At 52.4% G+C, this 6,393-nt stretch carries 4 protein-coding genes; all 4 read right to left on the reverse strand.

Features of this window, described 5'->3' with window-relative positions; translation table 11 throughout:
* Positions 1 to 25 precede the first annotated feature (25 nt).
* On the reverse strand, positions 26 to 817 hold the full coding sequence (locus tag I4W09_RS08850; RefSeq protein WP_196033726.1) for a hypothetical protein: 792 nt from the start codon (positions 815 to 817) through the stop codon (positions 26 to 28).
* 169 nt (positions 818 to 986) lie between these two features.
* Positions 987 to 1,499 (reverse strand): DUF2712 domain-containing protein, encoded by a 513-nt coding sequence (locus I4W09_RS08855; protein WP_196033728.1) that lies wholly within the window; start codon positions 1,497 to 1,499, stop codon positions 987 to 989.
* A gap of 109 nt (positions 1,500 to 1,608) precedes the next feature.
* The gene (locus tag I4W09_RS08860) at positions 1,609 to 3,750 is read right to left on the reverse strand and encodes a helix-turn-helix transcriptional regulator (RefSeq protein ID WP_230318750.1); all 2,142 of its coding nucleotides are present in this window, start codon (positions 3,748 to 3,750) and stop codon (positions 1,609 to 1,611) included.
* A gap of 299 nt (positions 3,751 to 4,049) precedes the next feature.
* Positions 4,050 to 4,769 (reverse strand): plasmid mobilization protein, encoded by a 720-nt coding sequence (locus I4W09_RS08865; RefSeq protein ID WP_196033733.1) that lies wholly within the window; start codon positions 4,767 to 4,769, stop codon positions 4,050 to 4,052.
* Positions 4,770 to 6,393: the final 1,624 nt, after the last annotated feature.

A 6,393-nucleotide genomic window follows, 5' to 3' on the forward strand; every position in this document is an offset into this window, starting at 1 on the left:
TCCGCAGCGACCAGCCTAAACAGCATCAGACCACCTCGCGCCTTTTTAAGAATCTCGCGGAAATCAAAGAAAAGACGAACAGCAAAATGATTTCCGCAAACCCCGCTCGAATGTCGGGCCAGTTATTTAGTGATTCCGACCTGATGCTGTTAAGAATGTTGCAGTTAAAGCCGACGCATGAAAGGACGCTAAAAATCCAGTCGTTAACAAAATGCCATGCAACCATAATCAGATATGGAACGACCATCGCCTTGATTCTGCTGCGAAACACAACCGACAGACCGGTCACGGCCATGGATAGAACCCCCAGCGCCACCGCATCGAACAGCGTATAAACCAGCACGTATAACAGAGGCCGGGAATAAAACAGGCCAGAAAAATAGCTATGCAGATAGAGTCCGACGTAAGTCGATTCGTCGACTCGGGGGAGATACGCGGGAAACAGCATGGAGACAATCAGAAAGTTCACGAGTAGCGGAATAGCCGTGACCGCAAACGCAGAGAGGAAAGCAGACAGCATCTTCACGTTCACATATGCATTTCTAGAAACACGCGTGCAGATCTGTGCCTCGTAACCGCTCAAACGCTCGGACAGGCATGACCACGACCCGGCCAACATGGCAAGCAACGGCAGCGCATAGAAAAACACCGACGCTAGCAACGGCGCGTTCGCGCTCACAACGATCCAGTTACCAAAGCTACTTTCACGCGTTTGGCCGAGGTATGTCTGAGACTGCAGACCAATGCCGTAGCCAAAAGATAACAGCTGCTTGCGCTCGGCCTCGAGTGTCCACCACGCCTCGATGGCAGCTGCCATCGAAATGGCAGTCGCCAAAATAAGAGCCAACGCAAATATAGGATTGCCAAATATCTTGGACAGCTCGTGCCGTATTAGATTTCTATTCAAATGTCATCATCCTCCCATTGGCCGGGCCGAGCAGCAACGCTCGGCCCGGCCCTAATCACAACAAGAAGCTGCGGATTGGCTAGGAGGGAAGTTTGTTAAAATGGCCAAAGCAATCGGGGCTCCACTTTCCATAGACCGTGCCGTATCCGGACTCGGCCCATGCGGTCAGACGAGCATGACTGCGTTTGTTCTCACGGACGAGGTTGTATATCTCCCATTCATGCTCATGGTTGGAGCGATACACGCCCTGCGTGCAATTCATGTTGCCCGTTCCTCTATTGTCATAGGCACCGTCCACGTACAAACGTAACGGCTTTCCCGAATAGCCCATAATCCAAATGTAAACTGAAGATGAGTCGTGCTTCGAGCGATAGCCAGTTGCGCTCGTGCCAGAACATTGAAAAGCGAAATCTGTATCCTTGTTGTTCTTACATGTGGCAATTCCAGCATCTGCGCTTTGCGAAATGCTCGAAACCTGGGAAGTGTCGAACTCCTCTTGAGCAAATGATGCGGCAGGTGCACCCATCGACAAGCCCGCAACAATCGCCAAGCCGACTCCGATTCGAGCAATAGCGCTCCTTGGCTTAATCATGGCCTTCTCCAATCAAAAGCGGTTAACAATGCGTCGACGCACGGCAACCTTTGCATGAATAGAGAAAGATGTCTGTAAACACCCGCTATTGAGTCGACCGCTCAGGCGTTTACACGTTATCTACCTGCGATAACAATGAAATAAGCTGCGTTTTATTCTTGATCCTCAACTGGCGGTAAGAAGCAGACCGCAGTGCTTGCACCGTAGATGCAGCGTAACCGACATCCTCCGCAATGGTCTTTGTCGTTGCGCCCTCTGCCGTCATCAGCAAAATTTGCGACTGAACATCGGAAAGGGAGCGCGACGTAAGCAGGGCAAGCTGGCGCACGCGAGCTGTTTCGGTGGACCCGTTCGCGCGGTACTCCAAGAGGGCTTTCTCGTCCTCAACCGAGCGGGCGAGCGCGATGTGCGTGACGAACATGGGCACAGACCAGCAGACGATCACCGTTGCCACGACGACATTGAGAGCCGAACTTTGCCCCAACAACGACGCGAGGAACAACGGCTCGAAAACCGTCAGATCCTGCACCATGTTGAGCAAGACAACCCAAGCAGGAACCGTCGCCCCAAAGCAGAGCATCCATACCCCGAGCATTTTGCGCTGCGGACAGCTTCGCAGCACTATATACGTGAGCAGCATCCCCGTCAGTACCGCAAGCCCATGAATTCGCCCCCTAGTTGCTGCATAGATTAAAGCAGCCACACCTATCGAAACTAATGGCGCGATAGCCCGAGTATGGGCATGAACCTTAAACGGGCGCAGCTTAACGGCGAGCGAAGCCATAGACGCTATGCCGCAAAACAGGACCGGCGCAGCCATCAACGGATCGCGTATGCACCTCCATGCCGCGATATAGACAAAAGACCATTCCACGGCAGACAGTATCGCCCACACACACGGGCTTCCGAGCCCGATCGCCCCATCCGCTCCATCCAGATCGTCCCCGCGCTTCGGTTTTCCACCCGCGCTGCACAGCGACAGAAGCAGCCCGAGACCCAATGTATAGCTTGCAAGAGAAAAAGCGATTGCATGCGTAACGCCGGAACTCCAATCGCTATCCGCCATTACCAATGGACCCGCCGCAAGAAGAATAAAAAATGATGTGAGCAGGTATCGAAACAGCCGGCGCGTCCGAGCTGATACCAGCAGATCGTCAGCATGCCGCTGCAGCGGCTCAGGCCCTACAGCATCACCCTCACCTGCAAACAACGCCACGAGCTCGCCTGAGCCCGCAACCGACGCCTTCCCGTATGCTCGGTGAAGCGTTGTTCGCACCGTCGATGGCTTCGTACCCGTCTCCCTGGCAATCTCCGCCGGCGTTTTCCCTTTGAGCAGCAGCCGAACAAACTGCTCTTCTCGAGGCGACAGGGCAGGGGAAAACACCCCAGCATCGAATGGGTCGGACGTGCGAGGGGTATCCGAATTGTTGTCCCGTTTCTCCCTTAGCAATGTGTATACGAAGGCGGCAACAGCAATAGCGGACCCCATCGACAGTGATGCAATGACCGTGGCACCGCTTGCAAAATATGCCACCTCGACAGCCGGAACAAGGCCAATGGGAACTGCTACGAGCACAGAACGGGCAAACACGTTGCCCTGCCCCCGACCAAAGGCGCGGGGACAGCAAAGCAGCGGGACCGCAGCCAATACGAGATAGACCAGAGGAATTAAAAGCACGATGCCAATTGATGCGGCCGTTACAGAGGGCATCCCCCATGGCTCGGGAACGACTCTCCATGAAACTCGACAGCAAAACAGCAGGCAAGACAGGACAACTATTGTTTCTGCAAAAAGCGCGCTCTGCGATCGGCGGGTCCCCCTTTCGCCGTCCCGCGCCGCCCCCCGTATCAAAGGAGAGCCCGCCGTATCCCAAATTACATATGAGAGGAGCAACGACCCAGTGAAGCACAAGGCACACGAAACACCATGCAACAACCAGATTGATGCAAACGCGATTGGAATAGAATCTCCGCGAGCATAGAAGGCCAAGTCGACCCATTCGGGAACCACCGCAATAGCAGCAAGGAAAACACCGAAGACGCCAAGGCGACCCGGCCGTCTTATTTCTCTCCCCTTGCGGAGCGCAACACCGTGACCAAACGCCGCGAGGCATGCGCCAAGGATAACGAGCCAGGTCATTGCACCTGATGCCAAGCCGATTGAAGATGAAAACCGGTGATAAGGGGTAACCGCCATTACGATAAGCACAATGGCGCAGGCAGATGTGGCAGAACGGCGGGAAAAGAGCATATGGCCTCCATAGCATGTCATTATATCGCTCGATCCACTCATCTATCTCCATGCCCACACCGGCCAACATCAACGGTTAACGCATACTCCAATCCGAACCAGATCACGGGCCAATTTTCCGCAGCCCCGCCCCAAAGCGGGATACGGTTTCCTTTTGAGCGCCGGTTCGGAAAATGCATCCCGTTTTAGGCCGAAAACTGGGACGCGCGGGCAGGAGCTATGCAAAGATAGCGGCCGTTGGCCTTGCGATCGGTCTTGCAATGGCGCTGTGCGCATCATTCGCGAAGTATAGGTCCGAGTTAAAGATTTCTGTTGTCTGGTTCATCTGCCAAATAATCGCTTGGAATATAGTCGACGTGATAACGCTTCTCTAATTTCTCGATGAACCGGTCGACCTTTCGAGCATTTTGATAAACCTTTTCAAGCGTTCGGAAAACAGCTTTCTCGTTGTACGCGGGAAGCCCTTGGGCGTTCACAAAATACATCAGCTGATTGAGGTTTGTTCCTTCCTTCAATAACTCATGATGGAGTTTTTCAACTTCCGCGATGTCAAAATTGAATGATTCGATCTTTCCGTAAATTGCGCTGCGGCGAACCAGTTCGCTTGCAGAAATGCCGAGCGCCGCTGCACGCTGCTCAATTGCCTTTTTTTCTGGAGCAGTGAGCATTACTTGGAACGGAATACTCCTTTTTTCAGAAATCGGCTCGCCACGTTCATCGGTTTTACGCGATGCCTGTGCTCTCCTGTAATCCTCCTGTTGCTTATGGAGGGCCTCTTTCTTCCGATCAAGAACTTGCATTTCGTCATCGAGATCATCAAGTGAGATTTCCCGATGAATCAGTACGGATCGAATCAACTCAGCTTCCGTACAACCGGCTTGTTCGCAAAGTTGTTGATAGATCTCTTTCTCTTCAGGAGAAACGCGAGCCTTTACGAATTCATTTCGTGCCATTTTTCTACTTTCTCCGGAGTGGCCTCCGGAAAAGTAAGCAAGAAACTGAGGATTGGCATCCGTCACCTCTTGCTATGGTTGCCTAATTTTTTAGAAAGAGTGAAACCAACCCGCAAAAAGCGTGCTGCGTTCACTCTTTCCCTTTTCTCCGTGACAGGAGAAAAGCAAGATTCGTAAATCATGATAACGGGGACTACGGGCCCGGTTATCATGATTTATGTACATCTTGCAATCTCCGGAACGGGGATTGGGCGAAACGCAGTGTAGACGTGGAATGAGAGGCCTCATTCCAAGCGAGAGGCCTCGCGGCGTTGTAACTGCGTGAAGACCGTGAGCGAAAGTGAATTTTTAACGCGAAGGATGCTGAGTGTTAGAGATTCGCTGTAGCGAGAGCGGAGCGGGTTTGCGGCGCCCGCGACGCAAACATTCGACTTTATCGAATCGTTTTTCGATACGCTTGCGAAAAAGTTGAGGCAGCTTTCGACATTTCAATGACGCGGAGAGTCATTAGCGTGACTCGCAGCGCTGTTGGATTTGTCGAAAGGTGACGCGGCTCGCATTGCGATTCGGATTAGCGAGTCGGTTTTCATGCGGCGGTCAAGCCGCCTATGATCGCGACCTTCGGTCGCTATCGATTTTCAAATTTTGTTTTGACGCGAGTTGAGATGCGAAACGAAAAACCGAAACGCCCGCGCGAGCCGTTTCGACTTTTGCGCGGGCGTTTCGAATCAAATGAAAATCAATACGATGAGTTTTTGAGTTTCACGCTTCATAACAGATTTAAAAACTACGGCGTCGATTCCAACTGCCATCAATCAACCGATGCAATCGCAGTCAACTTACCGACCCAGGTCCAAGGGCGGAGCCCTGGCAAGAGCCAACGGCTGCGAACTTGTGGCTACATTTACGATGGAGGTACAAGTTCGCGTCTCTTGCGAGATTTTTCATCTCACAGCACATTTCACGGCAAACCATCGCCGCGCTTAGATCGCCTCGGTGTCCGGTGGCTGTCCGGTAGCGAACCTTTTACCGAGACGCACCGGAGACATTGCGTAACTGTGTCATGCCGCAACAATGTAAAAGTGTGACTGCCGAACTGTGTAATAACGCAATAACGTAACAACGTTATTGCGTCACTTTTTAACGCCGCCAAGGGCGCCGGGTTTTTAGGGCAGAGCCCTAGTGCGCCGCCGGGCTTTGTACGGCGGCGCACGACACTTGCGGAAAATTTTCAGGCGCGATTAGTTCAATGTTCAATTGTTCTGCTATTCCACAGTCACGTTGTTCTGTTATTTCGATTTGCCGTAATCGCGTTATCGCACAGCTACGCTACTACGTAGTTACGTTATGACACAGTTGCGTTGTGTCATAGTTCGGTTCCGCAAGAGTCGTACGCCGCCGTACAAAACTGCGTTTTGCCCGGCGGCGTACGATTTAGGGCTCTGCCCTAAAACCCGGCACACGGCAAAACGAAATAACAGAACTATGCAATAACGACATTACGTAAATACGGCATTGCTGAAAAAGTGAATACCGTTGACACTCCCCGTAGTTGAAACCAGGGGTTTTACGACGGTTTTGATAATCTATGTGGTCAATATAATGCCGTTGAGCCCGCATATCGATACCGCTCAGCCATTCGCCTCGCCCCCGTCGCACGTATCTTCATCCGGTCTGTTACTTTTAATCT

This window comes from Collinsella aerofaciens (assembly GCF_015670795.1).
Taxonomy (GTDB): Bacteria; Actinomycetota; Coriobacteriia; order Coriobacteriales; family Coriobacteriaceae; genus Collinsella; species Collinsella aerofaciens_Q.

Coding starts and splice junctions, on each gene's coding strand:
- I4W09_RS08855 (WP_196033728.1), bottom strand. CDS start 1,499: ATGATTAAGCCAAGGAGCGCTATTGCTCGAATCGGAGTCGGCTTGGCG.
- I4W09_RS08850 (WP_196033726.1), bottom strand. CDS start 817: ATGGCAGCTGCCATCGAGGCGTGGTGGACACTCGAGGCCGAGCGCAAG.
- I4W09_RS08860 (WP_230318750.1), bottom strand. CDS start 3,750: ATGCTCTTTTCCCGCCGTTCTGCCACATCTGCCTGCGCCATTGTGCTT.